Below are 16,600 nucleotides of genomic sequence, written 5' to 3' on the forward strand. Positions count from 1 at the left end.
TTCTTTCTTGCATGCCGCTGCAATAGGCTCGCGCCGTGGCTGCCGGCGTGCATTACAGGCGAAGATCGATCTGCAGGCTGTCTGCCCCTGGTCGTCGTGAGGCCACCGCCTGCATCGTGCCGCCCCTGCGATGCAGGCGCAGGTCCGCCGTTCCTTGCGGCAGCCGCAAATCACGCAGCTCGAGCTCATCGATCTCGCTGGGAAGCACCGGTTGAGCCACCACGATGCGGCCGTGCATGGCGTTGATGTCGATGCCCAGGCAACCCTGCAGGAGCATGAACACCGAGCCGGCGGCCCAGGCCTGCGGCAGGCAAGCCACCGGATAAGACACGGGTGCCTCGCCATGCGCCTTTTCAAACCCACAGAACAACTCGGGCAGGCGCATGCCAACCTGGCTGGCGCATTCGAACATCTCGCTTGTTAGCCGCGCGGTGCTGTCTCGCTCGCCGTAGCGAGCCATGCCGGCAGCACACAAGGCAACGTCATGCGGCCAGACCGAACCGTTGTGGTAGGACATGGGATTGTAGCGGATGGCCTTGGATGACAGGGTACGCAACCCCCAGCCCGATTCGAGCCCAGACGCCAGCAGCCGGCGTGCCACGGCGCGCCCGCGCGCCTCGCTGGGCAGCCCGGTGTACAGGAGGTGACCGGCGTTGGAAGCGTAGACGCGACAGGGTGCACCAGCTCCATCCAAGGCGAGTGCGTAGAACTGCATGTCCTCCTGCCAGAAGCGCGATTCCACCCGTTCGGCCCAGGCTTCAGCGGCTTGCGCGTAGGGTGCGGCTTCGGCATCGTTGCCGAGCCACTTCGCCAGAAGCGCCATGCCTCGAAGCGCGGCGACCGCATAGCCTTGGACTTCGACTAGGGCGATAGGGCCCTCGGGTGTGCGCCCGTCTTCGTGGAAGATCGCGTCGTGGCTATCCTTCCAGCCCTGGTTGGCCAAGCCGGACGCTTGGGCACGCGCATAGGACAGAAAGCCGTCGTGACGGAAGGCGTTGCGCTGAATCCAAGCTGTCGCCGCAACCAAAGAAGGCCACAGACCCACGATGAACGAACGGTCGGCGGTGCGCCGTGCATAGGCCGCGGCCAGCATTACGAAAAGGGGCGTCGTGTCCACACCGCCGTAGTAGCGACCGAAGGGCAGCTCGCCCATGGCGGTCATTTCCCCTTTGCGCAGCTCGTGCATGATCTTGCCGGGCTCTGCATCGCGGAATGCTGAGGTTTCCTGCGCCTGGTGGCTGGCGAGGTACGCCAGCACGCCACGCGCCAGCGATGGCTTGAGCCACAGCGTCTGCAGCGCGGTAATGATCGCATCACGACCGAAGGGGGTGGAGAACCAGGGGATGCCCGCGTAGGGGTACGGACCCGTCGGCAACGCCGTGGTCAGCAGCGCGAGGTCGGCGCCCGAGCGGTCCAGCCAGGCCTGGAACTGCCGCGACGAAGTCCGTATCCTCGCGCCGCTGCGCTGGCGGGTACGCATGCTCCGCCTGGCTGCCGCACCCGCAGCCCGGAACTGCGCACGCGCGGGGGCAGACGCAGCAGGGCCGATGTCCACGTACAGCGCGATATCCTCCCGGCCACCCAGGATGAGATCGAAGTGGCAGCGCCGCTCGTCGATGGCGGTGGGCTCAATCGAGAAAGCCAGCCGAGTGCACCGTGTGACGCCGTCCAGCCCCCGGTAGCTGAGCTCGACGCTCGCGGCCTGCACCCGAGGCGCAAGAAACTCCCCTCGCTGCGGGCGGCGCTCTCCGCGTACCTCGAAGGTGTCGCTGAAATCGGCGTCATAGTCCAGCTCGACCTGCAGTCGCGTGGCCGTCGTGCTGTAGTTGCTCAGAGTGATGCGCTCGCGCAGCAGACCGTCCCACAGCAGGCGTCGCCGCTCGATGTGCACCACGCCTTGAGGCAATGAGTCGCCTCCCAAAGGAGGCAGTGGCCGATTGGTGAGGTGCGCGGTAAAGAACACGTTGTCACGGCTCACGTCGCTGGACAGCAGGGTCGGTCGTTCGCCCTCCAGCAGGAGGTGAAAGGACGACAGCAGCCGCGTATCGTCCTGGAAGAAGCCATCGCCCGAGCCCGCGATGTCGCCATAGGTGTCGGCCACCGCAAAGCTGTCGCCGTCCTTAAGAACGAAGAGGTGATCGGGCGTGCGCGGCACTGAGGTGTCTGCCGCGGTGGATCGAGCGGGTTTCACACCCTCGGGATGAGGCGAGGTCATGCCACTTCGCTCTCGCGCAGACGGCGGGCATGCACTAGTTGCCAGTAGAGCCGGGCATAGCGCTTAGCCATCGCTTGCGCGGTGAAGCGCTCGTCGAACGCCCTGCGTACGCGCGCACGCGACAGGCCGGTGATACCGTGTACCGCCTTCACGGCCCCGGCGATGTCGTCGACGATGAGGCCGGAGATGCCGTGCTGCACAACCTCCGGAACAGAACCGCAGCGCCAGGCGATGACCGGTGTGCCGCATGCCATCGCCTCGATCATGACGAGGCCGAACGGCTCGGGCCAGTCGATCGGGAACAGCAGGGCTCGCGCGCCACCCAGAAAGGCGCTCTTCTGAGCGTCGCCGATCTCGCCGACGAACTCGATCAGCGGATGATCCAGCATCGGTCGGATGCGGGTGTCGAAGTACATGCGGTCAGCGGCATCCACTTTGGCCGCGATCTTCAGGGGCACGCCGGCCTCCTTTGCGATCTCGATTGCCCGATCGGGCCGCTTCTCCGGCGAGATCCGCCCGAGGAAGGCGAGGTAGCCGCCCTGTGCCTGCGGGCTGAACCGGTATTGGTCGGGCAGTATGCCGTGCTGCACCGTGGCGTACCAGTTGGCCTCCGGCAGTGGGGTACGCTGACTGCGCGAAATGGACACCAGCGGGTACGAAGGCCAGCGCGCATAGACCTCGCGCAGATCATCGATGTCGAGCCGGCCATGCAGCGTCGTGAGAGTGCGTTCCGGCGTGCCCTCGAAGAAGGGAAAGTGGATCAGGTCGACGTGAAAGTGAATGACGTCGAACGCATCGACCTGCCGCCGCACCTCATGGATCATGGCGAGGTGGCTTGCCAGGTCGGAGTTCAAGCGCCCGCTGTCCAGCCGCAGTGGCTGGGCGCGTGTCGCGACCAAGCGGGCCTTGGTCTGCGTCTCGCCCGCGGCGAACAGCGTGACTTCGTGTCCCTGGTCAACCAAAGCGTCGGTGAGGTGCGCTACGACGCGCTCAGTGCCGCCGTACAGCTTGGGCGGAACGGCCTCGAACAGCGGGGCTACCTGTGCAATCCTCATCCTGTCGCTCCTGCATCCGTGCGTTCGAGCGTGAGCATCAAGAACATCGCAAGTCCATGCGCTTCAAAGCTGCCCGGCAATCGCCCCCGCGCGATCGAATCAAGTTGGCATAGTCGACGGCGTCGGAGAACAGGTCATAGCGATAGCCTGCGAACGTGTACTGGTGGCCATCGAATCCGATCGCCAAGTCCTTCATACGGACTGCCGTACCCAAAGGTTCATTCGCCTGGCCGGGTATTGGCGTGTCGAGTTCGAAGCCGGAACCGCCGCCTTCGTTGAGCAGCGAGTCCTCGGCCTGGATGGCTTCGGACGGGCTATGACCGAGGGTGACTGAAAAGTCCATAGGAAGGTCAGACGGAACGCAGAAACGCCCTGGAGAAATCGAAGGTAGTAGCAGGTCGAAATCACGCTCAGCAGGGGACTGCAACCCGCATTTCAGTTCGAGCTGAGGGGAAGGATGGGCGTCTTCGCAGGAAGATCGTCCGAGATGGAGTTGACAGAACATTGCTGCTTCCTTCGGGGGCGTGCTGAATGGCAGCGACAGATCATCATCTGCCTATAGTCGCCAATCACCTAGCATTGCTTTGACCTATCTTTTGTGGTGCCAATGCGATCGGTTGTTGGGTGCTACATGTCGCATTCAGACCTGCGTGATGCTCGAGCACCTGACGCCATCGTGTATCCGAGCAGCTCGAGCCGCGGCAACATTGAGCCGGAGGGACCGGCAAGAGCACATCTCGCTTTGCCCGGACCCTCTTCGGGATGCTCGCTGTAGTTGCTGTAGTTGATGCTGGGGTCGCATGCCGTGGTCGACGCCAATTCCCACTTGTTGAAGGTGAGGGCGATGCCGCCGACAGTCAAAGTGATTGGTGTCGTCATTGGCGGCCGAGCTTTCGAACGACAAATGAAAGCCGACTATCGCCGTTCAAGCTTGACCATCACCGCCCCAGCTCCCAAGTGACGCTGACCACATTGCCGGCAAGCCCGCTCGCGTAGACGTGAGCGGCGCTCACAGACAGGAATCCGGCGATGGCCGCCTCCATGGCTCGAACTCCAGTCGCGCCTGCTGACGCGCAGTTGCTGGACAAAATCTGGCAGCGTTACGAGCTCGAGTCTTCGGCTTAGCTGGGTGAGACATCAACGCGTTGGGCACGTTCGGGTCACTAGGGAAGGTCTGAACAAGAGCACGCTTCTTGCATGAAGAACTGAACCCTGCGAAGGAGCACGAGCGATGAGCCAGATCAGTTTTGCGGATGCGGAGCAAGCGGGCAAGAGGAAGAAGACGAGGCGCGAAGTCTTCCTTGGCGAGATGGAACTGATGGTGCCGTGGAAGGCGCTGCTCAAGGTCATCGAGCCGCACTACCCGGTGGCAGGCCGCGGGCGTCGACCGTATCCGCTCGAAGCCATGCTCCGTGTGCACTTGATGCAGAACTGGTTCGCGCTGAGCGACCCGGCGATGGAAGAAGCCCTGTATGAGAGCGCCTCGCTGCGCACGTTCGCCGGGCTCGGCCTGGAGGCGATCCCTGACGAGACGACCATCCTGAACTTCCGCCACCTGCTGGAAGCCAGCGATCTGGCCGAAGACATCTTCAAGCAGGTCAACGCCCATCTGGCCAGGAAGGGGTTGCTGCTGAAGCGCGGCTGCATCGTGGATGCCACGATCATCGCGGCGCCCAGTTCCACCAAGAACGAGAGCGGCGAACGAGACCCTGAGATGCACCAGACGAAGAAGGGCAACCAGTGGCACTTCGGGATGAAGGCGCGCATCGGCGTGGACGCAGACTTGGGGCTGGTGCACGCGGTGACGACCACGGCGGCCAACGAGGCAGACGTGGAACAGGTGAGCGATCTGCTGCACGGCAAAGAGGACGCGGTGTGGGCGGACTCGGGCTACCGGGGCGCGCAGGCGCGTGTGAAGCGCGATGTGCAGTGGCACATCGCGGGCCGGCCCAGCGACATGGCAAAGATGCCCGACGGTCGAGCCAAGGCCAGAGCGCGCAAGCAGGAGTATCAGAAGGCCAGCATGCGAGCCAAGGTGGAGCATCCGTTCCGGGTGATCAAGCGGCAGTTCGGCTTGGCGAAGGTGAGGTTCAAGGGACCCTCACGTCGACCAGCGTCAGTGCCGCTTTCAGCGTCTGCGTCAGATGCGCGTCGGCCCGGGATGGCTCCGCGACGCCTGAGGGATGGTTGTGCACCAGGATCAGCGCCGCCGCGTTGCGCGCCAGCGACTCTTTGACCACCTCCCGTGGGTAGACCGTTGCCTGGCTCACCGTTCCACGGAACAGTTCGACGTATTCGATCAGCCGATTCTGTGAATCGAGCATCAGGACCGCGAACACTTCATGCTCCAGCGCTCCGAGTTTGACGCGGAGGAAATCGCGTACCGCCTGCGGCGAGGACAGGACCTCCTGGCCGCGCAACTGTCGCGCCAGCAGTGTCTGCGCAGCCTGCAGCACTTCGCCAGCTTCGGCGGGACGGTAGTCACCTGCAACGTCGCGAACCAAGAGAACGGAAGAATCGAAAGGGAAGAGATCGTGTGCCATCGTCGGCTCCGTGAATCGGGCGGGATTGCCCGAGACCGGCACCAGCACGACGCAGCGCAGTGGTCAGGGTTCGAAGACGGCCGCAAGGACGCAAGCGCACAGCCGCAGAGCAGGGCGCGCAGACCTTGACAACGAGAACGTCGTGATACGGTAAAGGGAACAGCAAGCCAGCCCAACGACACCGATCCTCCTCGCGGACTGGTGAGCGGAGCGCACAAGACCTCGCAACGATGTTTGGTCGGTGACCGCCATCGTGCTCTTCAAGCGCACGCTCGGGCGCCAGCTTGGGGAAGTCCAGCGCCAGTCGCCGCCGCCGGCTCCTGTCGGGGCAACTTCTGCTCCATGACGCCCGCCCACTATCCTTCATGCGAAAGCTGGTGGTCACCGGGCCGCAGCCCGCCGCGCTTGGTGAGGCTGATTTCGCGCGCAAAGGTCCAGGCCACGGTCTCGCCGGACGGGGAGGGATCGTCGTGACCGACCCCACCTATTCGGTCGGCGAAGACGCATATGCCGCGGTGACGGCAGGGCCGCCGCGCAGCTGATCCACGACCGCCTGGAGCCGTGCCAACAGGTCATCGTAGGTCACGATGTCGACAACGCCCTTGGAGTCGCGACGTAGCACTTCGAACTCGCGCCGTTGTGCGTCGAACAGTGTGTTGCTGCGCCCCATGATCACGATGCCCGAGGGGTTGATGATTCGGATCCTGAAGCCCGCAGGCAGTTGGGGGCCGAGCAACTGGGTCAGATAGTTCTCGCCAGTGGGCCCCCATCGGTTCAGGTGCCTCAGATAGTGCGTAACCATGACCCATGGCACCGATCAGATCGCGCATCGGCAAATGGTGGTCGCGGTAGAGAGCCGGCAGCATGATGGATTTGACCATCGGCTTCTTGATCTCGATGACGTCGACGTTGCCCGCGACGATCAGGTGATCCAGCACCCTCATGTCGACCAGCGTCGGTGCCGCTTTCCGCTCTGCGTCAGATTCGTCAGCCGGGGATGGCTCTGCCACGCCGGAAGGATGGTTATGCACGAGGATCAGTGCCGCCGCGTTGCGTGCGAGCGGTTCGCAGATCACGGAGCGCAGCTCGCGGTGTTTTTGCAGTTTTGATTTGCGGACGGCATGCACCGAGCGTCATCGACCCCACCGCGGCATGAAGGCCATGTTGCACGGAGGGTCGTAGTGAGTTGACGATGCTGTTATTGACCTTCTGCCAACTTCTGCACGAAGGGCGCAACTGGCGCTGGAGGCAGCGTTTTCTCCACGCCAAGTGCCAATGCGAGCAGGGCCGTATCGGTGCCTTCCGCGCCCGTCAACTCCATCCCGGCGGGTAGGCCGTCCGACGCGAGTCCCATCGGCAGGCTCACGGCCGGCAACCCTGCCATGCCTGCCGGTCCGGTGTTGCGGATGTAGGCCGAGAAGGCGGCGACGCGGCGCCCGCACAACATCACGTCCACGTCGTCGCCGATGCGAGCGGCGGTCAGCGGGCTTGTCGGGAAGACGAGCGCGGAGAGCCCGTACCGCGTAAAGCATTCGCGGTACGTTGCCTGCATGCGCGGACGTAGCACCTGCACTGCATGCGCATAGGTCTCTGGCGTGACGGCGGTCTCGCCGAACAGGCGCTCGAACAGCGGGCGCACGTCGGGACTGACCACGGCATCGGTGAGCGCACGAGCGTCGAAGCGACGGCCGTGGCGCGCGAAATAGGCCGCCAGCGCTGGGAGGATCTCGTGCAGTGAGATCGACATCGATGCTTCCTGGAACAGCGCGCCGGCTTCGGCCAGGTCGCAAGACACCAGGACGGCACCAGCCGCGCGCAGCCGCTCGACGCTATCGCGCGCCAGCTCGGCCACGGGCGGATCGATCTCTTCCCAGAAATAAGCCGCCGGCACGCCCAACCGCACGCCGGCGAGCGGCGTGGCGGACAGGCGTGCGGGGCTGCCGGTCACGGCGTGGTCGACCAGCACACAGTCGTCGACGCAGCGCGCCATCACGCCGGCCGTGTCGAAGGTCGGCGAGATGGGCACCAGCCCGTCGTCCGGCCAGCGGTGCACGGTGGGCCGGAAGCCCACCAGTCCGCACAACGCGGCCGGCACGCGCACCGAGCCGCCGGTGTCGGTGCCGATGGCCGCCGGCGCGGCGCGCAGTCCGAGCAGCGCTGCGTTGCCGCCGCTGGAGCCCCCGGTGATATGGGCGGCATCGAAGGGATTGCGCGACGGGCCGAAGCCATGGTTGTGGCCGGTGACGCCCTGCGACCATTCGTGCAAATTCGTCTTGCCGAGCACCAATGCCCCCGCATCGAGCAGGCGCTGCGTCACGCCGGCATGGATGCGTGGGGTGTGGTCTGCCATCCACGGGCTGCCGGCGGTGGTGGGCATGCCGGCGACGTCGATGTTGTCCTTGAACGCCAGCGGCACGCCATGGAGAGGAAGCGTGCCGGCGGCAGGCCGTGGGCCGGCATCGAGCGCCGAGGCGGCCGACAGCAACTGTTCGCGGTCGAGATGGAGCAGGGCGCCGAAGGGCGCGATGGTTTCGGCGCGATCGAGCAGCGCGCGTGCGTAGTCTGTTGCGCGCAGCTCGCCACTGGCAATTTGGCGCGCGGCGTCGCGAGCGGAGAGGTCGTGCAGCTTGCACACGAAGGCAGGGTCGGGCAGGGCGGTCAGCGCATGGATTCGGTTCATGAGGGGCTCGAGCAGGTTCGAAAGTGGGGCAGAAGCTGCACTTGGGTGCATGTTTCGGGCCAATTTGCGCGTCAGGACAACGAAAACACATCAAAAGAGCATGGCATGGATACTGCTTAAAGAGTTTTTTGTATTCAAGAGGCTTTCACCATGTCCTTCAAGTCCTTGCGTCTCCTGGCTGCTGTCGTCGCGTCGATGGCCCTTCTGCAGGCCCTGCCCGCATCCGCCGCCGAGAAGGTGTCCCTGCGCCTGAAGTGGCTGGCGCAGGCGCAGTTCGCCGGCTTCTATGTGGCCAAGGCCAAGGGCTTCTATGACCAGGCGGGTCTCGACCTCACCATCAACCCCGGCGGCCCGAACCTCAACGTCGAGACGCTGGTGGCCTCGGGCAACGACACCTTCGGCCTGGCCGGCGGCACCGAGACCGTGCTGCTCGCCCGCGAGAAGGGCTTGCCGCTGGTGTGCATCGGCGTGACCGTGCAGAAGACGCCTTTCACCTATGTCACATACAAGGACTCCGGCATCACCAAGGTGCAGGACTTCGCAGGCAAGAAGGTGGCCACCTGGTTCACCGGCACGCAGTACACGCTGTACTCGATGCTGGCCTCCGGTGGCGTGAAGCAGAGCGACCTCACCATCGTTCCCCAGTCGGGTTCCATGGCGCCCTTCGTCGAGAAGCAGTTCGACGTGGCTGCCGCCACTTACTACAACGAGCTCAACACGCTGAAAGAGCAGGGCCTGGGCGACAAGCTCACGCTCATCAAGCCCGACGACTACGGCGTGGTGGTGCAGCAGGACACCGTGCTGGTGTCCGAGAAATACCGCAATGAGAAGCCGCAGCAGGTGCAGGCCTTCATGAACGCCACCATCAAGGGCTGGAAGTACGCGCTGCAGAACAAGGAGGAAGCTATCGACATCGTCATGGCCGCCTCGCCGAGCCTGAACCGCGCGCACCAGGAAGCCATGCTCGAAGAGTTCGAGAAGCTGGTGAAGGCTGGCAAGGGCGGCACCGACGGCATCCTGGCGATCGACCTGCCCACCGTCGAGAAGATGCAGACCCAGCTCGTCGGCTACAAGGCGCTGAAGGCCCCGGCCGACCTGACCAAGGCCTACGACGCCACCTTCTGGACGCAGGTGCCCGCGGCCGACAAGAAGTTCTGAGCCGCATCCGCATCTCGCACGCGATGAAATTCATGCCTCACGAAGTGATGCCGCCAGCCGGAGCCCAGGCGCCCGGAACGGCGCCGCCCATGCTCGAACTGGTCAACGTGTGGAAGCGCTTCGGCGAAGCGCAGGCCCAGACCGTAGCGGTGTCGGGTGTCAACCTGCGCATCGCCAAGAGCGAGTTCGTCACGCTCGTGGGCCCCTCGGGTTGCGGCAAGTCGACGTTGTTCAACATGATCGCGGGGCTGCTGCCGCCCGACGACGACGGCTCGCTGCTGTTCGGCGGCGCACCGCAGCGCGACGGGCAACTGCTGGGCAAGGTGTCGTTCATGCCGCAGCGCGACCTGCTGTTTCCGTGGCGCACCGTGCTGGACAACGCCATCCTCGCGCTCGAGGTGGAGGGCACGCCGCGCAAGGAGGCGCGTGAACGCGCGCGCGCCATGCTGCCCGAGTTCGGCCTGGCCGGCTTCGCCAACCACTACCCGCACCAGCTCTCCGGCGGCATGCGCCAGCGCGTGGCGCTGATGCGCACCTTTCTGTTCGAGCGCGACCTGATGCTGCTCGACGAACCCTTCGGCGCGCTCGACGCGCTCACCCGCACCCGCATGCAGCACTGGCTGCTGGAGCTGTGGGCCAGGCATCGGCGCACGGTGCTGTTCATCACGCACGACATCGACGAGGCGATCCTGCTCGGCGACAAGGTGCTGGTGATGACGGCGCGTCCCGGCACGGTGAAGAGCGAGACGGTGATCGACCTGCCGCGCCCCCGCGACCCGTCGGTGGTGCTCACGCCAGAGTTCATCGGCCTCAAGCAGCGCCTGCTCGCCGAGATCGAGGAAGAGAGCCAGAAGACCTTCGCGCAGGAGGGCACTGCCTCGTGAACGCACAGCTGCAGCGCGCCTTGCGCTCGCCCGCGCTGGCCTTCGTGGGCCTGGCGCTGGTGTGGGAGCTGTGCGTGCACGCCTTCGCGCCGTCCCCGCGCTACCTGCCGGCGCTGAGCGCCATCGCGCAGGATGCCTGGTCGGTCTGGCCGCAACTGATGCGCGGCTTCGGCCGCACGCTGCTCGAAACGGTGCTGGGCTTTGCCATGGGCGCGGTGTTCGGCTGCCTGTGCGGCACGGTGTTCACCTATTCGCGCTGGATGGAGCGCTCGGTGTTCCCGCTTTTCGTGGTGTCGCAGACGGTGCCGGTGGTGGCTTTCGGCGCGCTCATCGTCATCTGGTTCGGCAACTCGCTGCTGGCCAAGGTGATGACGGCGTTCTTCCTGACCTTCTTCCCCGTGACGGTGAACACGCTGCGCGGGCTGAAGTCGTGCGACCCGCAGCGCATGGCGCTGATGAAGAGCTTCGGCGCCAACCGCTTCACGATGTTCTTCAAGCTGGCCGTGCCCTCGGCGCTGCCGCAGGTGATGGTGGGGCTGCGCGTGGCCATCGGGCTGAGCCTCATCGGCTCGGTGGTGGGCGAGTGGTTCGGCGAAACCGTGGGCCTGGGCGTGATGCTGATGGAGGCGATGAACGCCGACCTGGTGGTGCGCCTGTGGGTGGTGATGTTCGCCTGCGGGCTGATGGGTGCGCTGCTGTACGGGCTGCTCACCTTCGTGGAAAGGAGGCTCGTATGGTGGCGCAGCGAAAGTTGACGGCCTCGCCGGTCGTTCCGGTGGTGCTCGGCGTCGCCGTGCTGCTGGTGGTGTGGCAGGGCGCGATCTGGCTGTTCAAGATCCCGCCGTTCGTGCTGCCCAGCCTGGGCGCCATCGTGCAGCACGCCTTCACCGACACCGGCCGCCTCATGGCCGCGCTGCTGGCCACGCTGGGCGAGGCGATCGGCGGCTATGCGCTGGGCAGCGTGCTCGGGCTGCTGCTGGCCGTGGTGCTGCTGCTGGCGCCGCCGCTGGAGCGCATCGTGATGCCGCTGGCCGTGGCCGTGAACGCGGTGCCCACGGTGGCCTATGCGCCGCTGTTCCTCATCTGGTTCGGCCTCGGCGCGGCCTCGAAGATCGCGCTGGTGGCGCTGGCGGTGGGTTTCACCATGCTGGTGAACGCGCTGCACGGGCTCAAGCAGGCCGACCAGGCCGCAGTGAACCTGATGCGCAGCTTCGGCGCGGGGCAGATGAAGATCGTGTGGCGCCTGCGCCTGCCGGTGGCCATGCCCTCGGTGGTGACGGCCCTGCGCATCGGCGTACCGCGCAGCATGATCGTCGCGATCGTCGGCGAGATGCTGGGCGCCTACGCGGGGCTCGGGCGAATGATCTATGAATCGACCCAGCAGGTCGACCTGCTGAGCGTGTGGTCGGCGGTGCTCGTCGCCTCGGTGGCGAGCATGGTCTTCTATGGCCTGCTCGTTTGGATCGATCAAAAACTGGTGTGGTGGCGCTGATGGAAAAGACAAACCCTGCGGCGTACCCGCAGACCGAAGCCGCGCTGCGCGTGGAGCTCGCCGCGTGCTACCGGCTGGTGGCGCACTTCGGCATGGACGACCTGATCTACAACCACATCTCGGCGCGCGTGCCGGGGCCGGAACATCACTTTCTCATCAACCCCTACGGGCTGCTGTTCTCGGAAGTGACGGCGTCGTCGCTGGTGAAGATCGACCTCGACGGCAACAAGGTGGACGACACCGACGCCGAGGTCAACCGGGCCGGCTTCGTCATCCACAGCGCGATCCACGCGGGGCGCCCCGACGCGCTGTGCGTGCTGCACACGCACTCGGAGGCCGGCACGGCGATCGCCGCCATGCCCAACGGTCTTTCGCCGCTGAGCCAGTTCGCGATGCGTTACCAGGGCCATACCGCCTTCCACGACTACGAGGGCGTGGCACTGGAGACCGGCGAGCGCGAGCGGCTGGTGCGCGACCTGGGCCCGCACCACACGCTGGTGCTGCGCAACCACGGCATCCTAACCGTGGGCCGAACCATTCCCGAGGCCTTCATCCTCATGTACTACTTCGAGAGGGCCGCCAAGGTGCAGCTGCTTGCGCAGGGCGGGGTCGCACCGGGCCAGTCGCTGGTGTACCCGCAGCCCGAAGTGAGCGACCTGGCCGCGCGCCAGTTCACCGAATTCGCCGGCGACATCCTGCCGCCCGGCACGCGCGAATGGCCTGCGTTCCTGCGCATGCTGGAGCGCACGCAGCCCGACTACCGGCTCTGACGGCCGTTCCTTTCATCCTCACCCCCTCAAGAGACACATTCCGACCATGCAACTCGAGAACCTCACCTCCTTCATCGGCACCGAAGTCAAGGGCATTGACCTGCGCGAGCCGGTGAGCGACGCCGACTTCGCCGTGCTGCGCGACACGCTCAACCAGCGCTCGGTACTGCTGTTTCGCGGCCAGCGCATCGACGAGTCGCAGCACGTGGCCTTTTCGCGCCGCTTCGGCACGCTGTTGGGCCATGTGCTCACGCAGTTCCTGAAGAAAGAGCACCCCGAGGTCTATGTGCTGTCGAACGTGTCGGAAAACGGCAAGCCCATCGGTAACCACAAGGAGGGCTGGAACTGGCACTCCGACCTGTCGTACAAGGCCGAACCCTCGATGGGCGCACTGCTCTACGCGCTGGAAGTGCCGCCGGTGGAAGGCGACACCTTCTTCGCCTCGATGCACGCCGCCTACGACGCGCTCGACGAGGACACCAAGGCGCGCATCCGCCCCATGACGGCCACGCACAGCTACGCCAACTACTACGGCAAGGCCTTCGCCGACCGCGACCCTCTCACGCCCGAGCAGCTCGCCGCCACGCCCGACGTGGTGCACCCGCTGGTGCGCACGCACCCCGAAACCGGCCGCCTCTCGCTCTACGTGGGCGAAGACGTGGTCAAGCAGATCGACGGCCTGCCCGCCGAAGAGAGCGTGGCGTTACTGGCCGAGCTGAATGCGCATGCGATCTCGCCCGAGTTCAGCTACCGCCACAAATGGCTCGCGGGCGACCTGCTGGTGTGGGACAACCGCTGCACCATGCACCGCGCCACGCCGTACGACGACAACGTGTACCGCCGCGTCATGCATCGCACCACCGTGGCCGGCGACCGCCCGTTCTGATTTGCCGGCGCCCGCCGAACACGCCCCGCGTTTGAAGACCGACAAAGACAAGCACAACAAGGAAGGCAAGCACATGGAACCGAACGAACCCGAAATGGCAGAAGAACCCTCGGCACTGCGCGGACGCGAGCGCCAGCGCGGCAAGGGCGCCACGCTGTCCGACGAGCTGAAGGACACGCTCGAAGACCTGATCGTCAGCGGCGTGATGAAGCCGGGCGCGCGGCTCGACGAAGCCGAACTGGCCGAGCGCTTCAAGGTGTCGCGCACGCCGGTGCGCGAAGCGCTGAAGGCGCTGGCCGCCACAGGCCTGGTCGACCTGCGCAGCCGGCAGGGCGGCGTGTGCGTGGCGCGCATCTCGTTGCCCATGCTCATCGAGATGTTCCAGATGATGGCCGTGATGGAAGGCCTGTGCGCGAAGTTCGCGGCGCGCCGCGCCACCGAGGCGCAGAAGGCGCACATGAGCCGCCTGCACGACGAGCTCACGAGCATCCTCGCTTCGGGAGATCACTCGCGCTTCTACGATGTGAACCAGGATTTCCACGACGCGCTGTACGAGGCCTCGAACACGCACTACCTGGCCGAGCAGACGCGCGCGCTGCGCAAGCGGGTGCGGGTGTACCGCCGCTACGTCACCTTCCAGCCGGGACGCATGACGGCCACCATCGGCGAGCACGCCGCCATCCTGGACGCCATCCGGCGCAACGATCCGGCGGCCGCGTTCACTTCTGCCATCGACCACGTGAGCCTGCTCGAGGACGACATGGTCGACCTCATCGCGGCGCTGTCCGAGCAGGACGGCGGCGCTCCCTGAGCCCCTCTTTCAAGAACGCCATTCTTTCCGACCGAATCTCCCGACCGAATTTTTCAAACGTATTCCAGGACATCACTTCATCATGAAACTCGAACTCGAAGGCAAGACCGTACTCATCACCGGCGCTTCCAAAGGCATCGGCCTTGCAGCCGCGCACTCGTTCGCGGCCGAAGGCTGCCACCTGCAGCTGGCCGCGCGCGACGGCGTGGCGCTCGCCGCGGCCAGGGAAGAGATCGAGAAGATCTACCCCATCAATGTGCGCATCCACCCGATGGACCTGGCCGCGCCGGGTGCCATGCAGCAACTGGCCGAGGCTGCAGGACACGTCGACATCCTGGTGAACAACGCGGGCGACATTCCCGCAGGCCCGATCGAGTCGCTCGACTTCGCCGTGGTGCGCCGCGGCTTCCAGCTCAAGGTGCTGGGCTACATGGAACTCTCGCAGATCTACTACGCGCGCATGAAGGCCGCGGGCGGCGGCGTGATCGTGAACGACATCGGCAACTCCGGCGAGAACTGGGACGCCAACTACATCGCCGGATCCACCGGCAATGCGGCAGTGATGGCCTTCACGCGTGCGCTCGGCGGCGTCAGCCTGGACGATGGCATCCGCGTGGTGGGCGTGAACCCCGGCCCGGTGGCAACGGACCGCATGGTCAAGCTCATGAAGCGCCGTGCGCTCGACACCCACGGCGACGAAGGCCGCTGGGAGGAGCTGTTCGACAACTACCCCGGTGGCCGTCCGGCCACGCCCGAGGAGGTGGCCGAGCTGATGGTGTTCCTGGCCTCGCCGCGCGCGGGCTACATCACCGGCACCGTGGTGACCATCGACGGCGGCATCGCGGCACGCGGCTCGATCATCAAGACCAGCAAGAAGGCCATGGCCGCCGAACAGCAAAGGCTCGCGGCATGAGCGCGGTACTGAAGTCCGTCGAGGCGCCGGAGGCCGCTGCCTCGTCGGTGACCAACGACGCCGAGACCCGCAACCGGTATTTCGACCGCCTTTTCACCAATCCCGAGCTGATGTGGCTCGGGCAGAACACCAACCACTACCCGCTGCACCCCGCCGTCAAGAAGGCGCTGCACGACGCCATCGACGACGAGAGCTTTCACGCCTACGCGCCGCCGCTGGGCATGGAAGCACTGCGCTCGGCCATCGTGGCCGACCTGGGCGTTGCTGGCCAGTCGGCCGTGGTGACCGACGGCGCAGTGTCGGCGCTGGCACTGGCCTGCCGTGCCTTCTGCGTGGCGGGCAAGGGCTTCGTGACCACCGATCCGGGCTGGAAGTGGCCGCTGCAGTTCGCGGCCAAGGCCGGCTCGGCGATCACCGAGATTCCGATCTATGGGCCCGAATACGGCTTCAAGCTCTCGGCCGAGGCGCTGGCCGCGTCGACCGACGAGAACACCGCCGTCATTTACCTGGTGGACCCGAACAATCCGCTGGGCACCACCTACACCGAAGACGAGATTCGCGCCTTCGCGGACCGCGCCCGCGAGATCGGCGCCGTGCTGATCCACGATTGCACCTATCGCGACTTCGCAGACAGCCACACGCTGGCCTCGCGCTTCTATCCCGAAGGCACCGTGACCATCGTGAGCTTCTCCAAGTGGCTCGGCCTGGCGGGGCTGCGGCTGGGCGCGCTGGTGGCGTCGCCCGAGCTGCTCGCGCGCATCCTCCCGCATTCGCAGGCCCCGCTGGGCGCGAGCGTGCTGGCGCAGCGCGCGGCCATCGCGGGCCTTGCGGTGAAGGACGAATGGATGGCCGAAGTGATCGTGCAGCAGCGCGCCAACCAGAAGATGATCGTCGACGCTTTCGCCAGGCTGCCCGGCTTCGAAGTGCCGGTGTTTCCGTCACAGGCCAACTTTATCGTGGTCGAGTGCAGCAAGGCAGGCGTGACACCCGAGGCGCTGGTCACGGCGCTGGGCGAGAACGACATCATGGTACGGCAGGGTACCTACCACACACCGCGCTTCGGTCACCGGTTCATCAAGATCTCGACCACCGTGCCCAAGGCCTGGGCACAGGCCCTGTGCGACGTGCTGCCGCAGGCCGTGGAACGTGCACGCAGCCTGCCGGCCACGGCGGCCCTGTTCTGAGGAGCGACG

At 65.7% G+C, this 16,600-nt stretch carries 15 protein-coding genes and 2 pseudogenes; 10 read left to right on the plus strand and 7 right to left on the minus strand.

Going from position 1 to position 16,600, the window contains the following annotated elements; genetic code table 11:
• Positions 1-52: 52 nt before the first annotated feature.
• Genes AACL56_RS33865 through AACL56_RS33875 form a run of 3 tightly spaced genes read right to left on the minus strand, consistent with a single transcriptional unit; the run spans position 53 to position 3,613 of the window.
• Entirely contained in the window at positions 53-2,215 is a 2,163-nt protein-coding gene (locus AACL56_RS33865) for an amylo-alpha-1,6-glucosidase (protein WP_339095070.1), read from the minus strand.
• On the minus strand, positions 2,212-3,270 hold the full coding sequence (locus tag AACL56_RS33870; RefSeq protein WP_339095072.1) for a glycosyltransferase family 4 protein: 1,059 nt from the start codon (positions 3,268-3,270) through the stop codon (positions 2,212-2,214). Before AACL56_RS33870 ends, AACL56_RS33865 begins: the two co-directional genes overlap by 4 nt.
• 37 nt (positions 3,271-3,307) lie before the next feature.
• Positions 3,308-3,613, minus strand: coding sequence for a hypothetical protein (locus AACL56_RS33875; protein ID WP_339095074.1), 306 nt, complete (start codon positions 3,611-3,613; stop codon positions 3,308-3,310).
• A gap of 888 nt (positions 3,614-4,501) precedes the next feature.
• On the opposite strand from AACL56_RS33875, the gene AACL56_RS33880 reads away from it, so the two are divergent.
• Positions 4,502-5,506 carry an IS5 family transposase gene (locus tag AACL56_RS33880; protein WP_425337107.1) on the plus strand — a complete coding sequence of 335 codons (1,005 nt, stop codon included), beginning with the start codon at positions 4,502-4,504 and terminating at the stop codon, positions 5,504-5,506.
• Here AACL56_RS33880 and AACL56_RS33885 read toward each other — a convergent pair.
• The 4 genes and pseudogenes from AACL56_RS33885 to iaaH all read right to left on the minus strand — a co-directional run.
• A pseudogene (locus AACL56_RS33885) lies at positions 5,427-5,813 on the minus strand (JAB domain-containing protein); the annotation flags it as partial. The gene AACL56_RS33880 and the pseudogene AACL56_RS33885 sit on opposite strands and share 80 nt — an antisense overlap.
• 484 nt (positions 5,814-6,297) lie before the next feature.
• Positions 6,298-6,615 (minus strand): Shedu anti-phage system protein SduA domain-containing protein, encoded by a 318-nt coding sequence (locus AACL56_RS33890; RefSeq protein WP_339095078.1) that lies wholly within the window; start codon positions 6,613-6,615, stop codon positions 6,298-6,300.
• 169 nt (positions 6,616-6,784) lie between these two features.
• Positions 6,785-6,940, minus strand: a pseudogene (locus AACL56_RS34395) (JAB domain-containing protein); the annotation flags it as partial.
• Positions 6,941-7,011: 71 nt separating this feature from the next.
• Positions 7,012-8,493, minus strand: coding sequence for an indoleacetamide hydrolase (gene iaaH / locus AACL56_RS33900; RefSeq protein ID WP_339095080.1), 1,482 nt, complete (start codon positions 8,491-8,493; stop codon positions 7,012-7,014).
• A gap of 150 nt (positions 8,494-8,643) precedes the next feature.
• Between iaaH and AACL56_RS33905 the strand changes: the two genes are divergently transcribed.
• From AACL56_RS33905 to AACL56_RS33945, 9 genes are all read left to right on the plus strand, one after another.
• Complete coding sequence (locus tag AACL56_RS33905; RefSeq protein ID WP_339095081.1) at positions 8,644-9,651, plus strand: ABC transporter substrate-binding protein; 1,008 nt, start codon at positions 8,644-8,646, stop codon at positions 9,649-9,651.
• Positions 9,652-9,674: 23 nt separating this feature from the next.
• Positions 9,675-10,535 carry an ABC transporter ATP-binding protein gene (locus AACL56_RS33910; RefSeq protein ID WP_339095083.1) on the plus strand — a complete coding sequence of 287 codons (861 nt, stop codon included), beginning with the start codon at positions 9,675-9,677 and terminating at the stop codon, positions 10,533-10,535.
• Positions 10,532-11,290: an ABC transporter permease gene (locus AACL56_RS33915; protein ID WP_116907349.1), complete on the plus strand. Its 759-nt coding sequence runs from the start codon at positions 10,532-10,534 to the stop codon at positions 11,288-11,290. The genes AACL56_RS33910 and AACL56_RS33915 overlap by 4 nt, the downstream gene beginning before the upstream one ends.
• Positions 11,269-12,027 (plus strand): ABC transporter permease, encoded by a 759-nt coding sequence (locus tag AACL56_RS33920; protein WP_339095087.1) that lies wholly within the window; start codon positions 11,269-11,271, stop codon positions 12,025-12,027. Before AACL56_RS33915 ends, AACL56_RS33920 begins: the two co-directional genes overlap by 22 nt.
• On the plus strand, positions 12,027-12,797 hold the full coding sequence (locus tag AACL56_RS33925) for a class II aldolase/adducin family protein (RefSeq protein WP_339095089.1): 771 nt from the start codon (positions 12,027-12,029) through the stop codon (positions 12,795-12,797). Before AACL56_RS33920 ends, AACL56_RS33925 begins: the two co-directional genes overlap by 1 nt.
• A gap of 46 nt (positions 12,798-12,843) precedes the next feature.
• Positions 12,844-13,683, plus strand: a complete 840-nt coding sequence (locus AACL56_RS33930; RefSeq protein WP_339095091.1) for a TauD/TfdA dioxygenase family protein — start codon at positions 12,844-12,846, stop codon at positions 13,681-13,683.
• A 31-nt stretch (positions 13,684-13,714) separates the two neighbouring features.
• On the plus strand, positions 13,715-14,494 hold the full coding sequence (locus AACL56_RS33935; RefSeq protein WP_339095093.1) for a GntR family transcriptional regulator: 780 nt from the start codon (positions 13,715-13,717) through the stop codon (positions 14,492-14,494).
• An 82-nt stretch (positions 14,495-14,576) separates the two neighbouring features.
• Positions 14,577-15,407 carry an SDR family oxidoreductase gene (locus AACL56_RS33940; RefSeq protein WP_339095095.1) on the plus strand — a complete coding sequence of 277 codons (831 nt, stop codon included), beginning with the start codon at positions 14,577-14,579 and terminating at the stop codon, positions 15,405-15,407.
• Positions 15,404-16,591: a pyridoxal phosphate-dependent aminotransferase gene (locus tag AACL56_RS33945; protein ID WP_339095097.1), complete on the plus strand. Its 1,188-nt coding sequence runs from the start codon at positions 15,404-15,406 to the stop codon at positions 16,589-16,591. Before AACL56_RS33940 ends, AACL56_RS33945 begins: the two co-directional genes overlap by 4 nt.
• The last annotated feature ends 9 nt before the right edge of the window (positions 16,592-16,600 follow it).

It is taken from the genome of Variovorax paradoxus (assembly GCF_902712855.1).
Taxonomy (GTDB): Bacteria; Pseudomonadota; Gammaproteobacteria; order Burkholderiales; family Burkholderiaceae_C; genus Variovorax; species Variovorax paradoxus_Q.

Excerpts from the sequence above, each read along its gene's own strand:
- AACL56_RS33870 (WP_339095072.1), bottom strand. The coding sequence starts at position 3,270 with ATGAGGATTGCACAGGTAGCCCCGCTGTTCGAGGCCGTTCCGCCCAAG.
- AACL56_RS33880 (WP_425337107.1), top strand. The coding sequence starts at position 4,502 with ATGAGCCAGATCAGTTTTGCGGATGCGGAGCAAGCGGGCAAGAGGAAG.
- AACL56_RS33920 (WP_339095087.1), top strand. The coding sequence starts at position 11,269 with ATGGTGGCGCAGCGAAAGTTGACGGCCTCGCCGGTCGTTCCGGTGGTG.
- AACL56_RS33930 (WP_339095091.1), top strand. The coding sequence starts at position 12,844 with ATGCAACTCGAGAACCTCACCTCCTTCATCGGCACCGAAGTCAAGGGC.
- AACL56_RS33925 (WP_339095089.1), top strand. The coding sequence starts at position 12,027 with ATGGAAAAGACAAACCCTGCGGCGTACCCGCAGACCGAAGCCGCGCTG.
- AACL56_RS33945 (WP_339095097.1), top strand. The coding sequence starts at position 15,404 with ATGAGCGCGGTACTGAAGTCCGTCGAGGCGCCGGAGGCCGCTGCCTCG.
- AACL56_RS33875 (WP_339095074.1), bottom strand. The coding sequence starts at position 3,613 with ATGGACTTTTCAGTCACCCTCGGTCATAGCCCGTCCGAAGCCATCCAG.
- AACL56_RS33905 (WP_339095081.1), top strand. The coding sequence starts at position 8,644 with ATGTCCTTCAAGTCCTTGCGTCTCCTGGCTGCTGTCGTCGCGTCGATG.
- AACL56_RS33940 (WP_339095095.1), top strand. The coding sequence starts at position 14,577 with ATGAAACTCGAACTCGAAGGCAAGACCGTACTCATCACCGGCGCTTCC.
- iaaH (WP_339095080.1), bottom strand. The coding sequence starts at position 8,493 with ATGAACCGAATCCATGCGCTGACCGCCCTGCCCGACCCTGCCTTCGTG.
- AACL56_RS33890 (WP_339095078.1), bottom strand. The coding sequence starts at position 6,615 with ATGGTTACGCACTATCTGAGGCACCTGAACCGATGGGGGCCCACTGGC.
- AACL56_RS33910 (WP_339095083.1), top strand. The coding sequence starts at position 9,675 with ATGAAATTCATGCCTCACGAAGTGATGCCGCCAGCCGGAGCCCAGGCG.
- AACL56_RS33865 (WP_339095070.1), bottom strand. The coding sequence starts at position 2,215 with ATGACCTCGCCTCATCCCGAGGGTGTGAAACCCGCTCGATCCACCGCG.